Here is a 2,739-nt window from a genome sequence, read left to right on the forward strand (position 1 = left end):
CTGGTGGGCCTCAAGGGCTACGTCACCAACATTCCGTCCCGCCTGATGGGCGCCGGTGAGGTGGTCTCCTCGTATCACGAGCTGTGGCACGTGGAGCAGTCTTTCCGGATGAGTAAGCACGACCTGCCAGCCCGCCCCGTCTTCCACCACCAGCGCGATGCCATCGAGGCGCACCTGACCGTGGTCATGGCCGCCCTGGCCGTCGCCCGGCACCTCCAGGAGACCACCGGGATCAGCATCAAACGCATTATCCGTGCCCTCAAGCCCCTCCAGAAGATCACCATCAACCTCAACGGCCACCACCTCACCGCCGCCGACCCCCTGACCCCCGAAGCCGAAGAAATCCTCACCGCCCTGAGCATCCCAACAGGGCACTAAAAACTGTGCAACTCAGGCCGAAGGCCGACACCTGACTCGTGACAGTTTGGTGGGGTCTGGGTTTTGAGGTGGGTTTTTCGTTGGTATTCCGTGGTGTTGGGGGTGTGCTGGCACACTAAGGGGCCGGTAGGGTGGGGGTGGTGAGCCCGTTTGTGCGTAAGGTCAAGACAGCCTCAGGGGCGACGGCGGTGCAGATCGCGGTCAAGGAAGGGCGCCGGGACAAGGTGATCGAGCACCTGGGATCGGCCCACACTGAGGCCGAGCTGGCTGCTCTGATGGAGATCGGCCGGCACCGCATTGCCCCGGACCAGCTGACCCTGGACCTGACTCCCACGCCACCGGCGGTTTCGGGACTCCTCACGGCCTCAGCCCCGGTCGGCACTGACGCGGTGGTGGAGTCCAAGCGCTCGGGCCTGCTGTGGGACGTTCTGCACGGGGTCTACACCCGTCTGGGGCTGAGGAACGCCACTGGGGGTGATCGGGCCTTTGAGCAGATGGTTCTGGCGCGTCTGATCGAGCCGACCTCTAAGGCCCAGGTCCCCCGCGTCCTGGGTGACCTGGGCCTGGAGCCGGTCAGCACCAGGACCTTGTTCCGCTCCCTGGCCCGAGCCCAGGAGCGAGGCTACCGCGAGAGCCTGTCTGGGGCTCTGTTCGAGCACGTCACCGCCACCAGGGGCCTGGCCCTGTGCCTGTATGACGTGACCACCCTCTACTTCGAGGCCGAGCGTGAGGACGACCTGCGCAAGGTCGGTTACTCCAAGGAGAGGAGGGTCGACCCCCAGATCATCGTGGGCCTGCTGGTCGACCGTCATGGTTTTCCTCTCCAGGTCGGCTGCTGGGAGGGCAACAAGGCTGAGACCACCACGATCATCCCCATCGCGGAGGCCTTCCAGGCCGCCCACGGCATCGAGGACCTCATCATCGTCGCTGACGCCGGCATGCTCTCGGCCGCCAACCTGACGGCCCTGGATGAGGCGAGGCTGCGGTTCATCGTCGGGGCCCGCACCACCCGGGCCCCAGGCGACCTGGAGGCCCACTTCCACTGGCACGGGGACGCCTTCACCGACAGCCAGGTCATTGACACCATCACCCCCAGGAGGGGCTCCAGGAGCCAGCGCGACATCAGCAGTCGTCGTGAGCCGGTGTGGGACCCGCACACCCATCCAGGCTCATGGAGAGCGGTATGGGTCTACTCCAAGAAGCGAGCGGCCCGGGACAACCAGACCCTCACAGCTCAGGCCAACCGCGCCCGGGCCGTCATCGCCGGCGAGAAGCGCCCTAAGGGCACGCGTTTTGTCACCGTCCATCAAGGCGATCAGGTCCTCGATGAGGCCTCCATCGCCAGAGCCCGGTCCCTGGTGGGCCTCAAGGGCTACGTCACCAACATCCCGTCCCGCCTGATGGGCGCCGGTGAGGTCGTCTCTTCGTATCACGAGCTGTGGCACGCCCGGGCAGTCCTTCCGGATGAGCAAGCACGACCTGAGAGCCCGCCCGGTCTTCCACCACACCCATGACGCCATCGAGGCCCACCTGACCGTGGTCATGGCCGCCCTGGCCGTCGCCCGCTACCTCCAGGAGGCCACCGGTATCAGCATCGCCAGGATCGTGCGCGAGCTACGCAGCCTGCAGGAGGTCACCATCAACCTCAACGGCCACCACCTCGCAGCCGCACCACGTCTGACCGACACCGCCAACGACATCCTCACCGCCCTGAGCACCCCACCCCCGGCACACTAAGCGTCATGAGTCAGGTCAAGCCCCTCCAGGAGATCACCATCAACCTCAACGGCCACCACCTCACCGCCGCCGACCCCCTGACCCCCGAAGCCGAAGAAATCCTCACCGCCCTGAGCATCCCAACAGGGCACTAAAAACTGTGCAACTCAGGAGCGGGCGGCGCTGCCACTCCAGGACAGCATCGGCTACCGCGTCGGTGATCCTCGAAATGGTCCCCACGCCGAGCACCCGCGCTGAGCGTGGAGGCCAGGTGGTGCTGGATATCCCGCACCGTCATTCCACCGGCGCATCAGGCCTGGTGATTCACACGCATCCAGCCCGCCCCGGTCGGCGCTGGCCCTTGGCGCTACCCGGGCGCGGGGTGAAGGTCCCGGCCCGGTCCCGGGGCACCCCGATCTCGAAGGGCCCCATCCTGACGAGTCCACCGTCTTGGACGTGGTTCCGTTTCTGGCGTTACCACGAGCCTGGGAGGTTGGCTCGCCCCTGTCGTAACCCAGGTGCTCGCTCAAGCCAAGCGGCCAGGCCCCTCTCCAAGGCCTCCCTTGGTGCAGTGCCGGCAGCAGACCATCAGTCCCGGTCATGCTCACCTGCCCGGAATCAATCTGCTCAAACAAGCCATCCAGA

2 protein-coding genes and 2 pseudogenes are annotated in these 2,739 nt (G+C 66.1%); 3 read left to right on the top strand and 1 reads right to left on the bottom strand.

What is annotated here, in order from left to right:
* The 3 genes and pseudogenes from HMPREF0975_RS16150 to HMPREF0975_RS17100 form a co-directional block, all read left to right on the top strand.
* Positions 1-378, top strand: a 378-nt coding sequence (locus HMPREF0975_RS16150; RefSeq protein ID WP_442852330.1) for an IS1634 family transposase, incomplete at its 5' end; no start/stop codon positions are given.
* 140 nt (positions 379-518) lie between these two features.
* Positions 519-2,115 (top strand): annotated as a pseudogene (locus HMPREF0975_RS07440) (IS1634 family transposase).
* A 5-nt stretch (positions 2,116-2,120) separates the two neighbouring features.
* Complete coding sequence (locus tag HMPREF0975_RS17100) at positions 2,121-2,249, top strand: hypothetical protein (protein WP_009233531.1); 129 nt, start codon at positions 2,121-2,123, stop codon at positions 2,247-2,249.
* A 16-nt stretch (positions 2,250-2,265) separates the two neighbouring features.
* Here the strand turns inward: HMPREF0975_RS17100 and HMPREF0975_RS17305 are convergent.
* A pseudogene (locus HMPREF0975_RS17305) lies at positions 2,266-2,739 on the bottom strand (transposase); the annotation flags it as partial.

Origin of the sequence: Actinomyces sp. oral taxon 849 str. F0330 (assembly GCF_000239715.1) — a bacterium.
GTDB classification, from domain to species: Bacteria; Actinomycetota; Actinomycetes; order Actinomycetales; family Actinomycetaceae; genus Actinomyces; species Actinomyces johnsonii.

Bases quoted from the DNA above. Each gene is read 5' to 3' on its own strand.
- HMPREF0975_RS17100 (WP_009233531.1), top strand. From the start codon at position 2,121: ATGAGTCAGGTCAAGCCCCTCCAGGAGATCACCATCAACCTCAACGGC.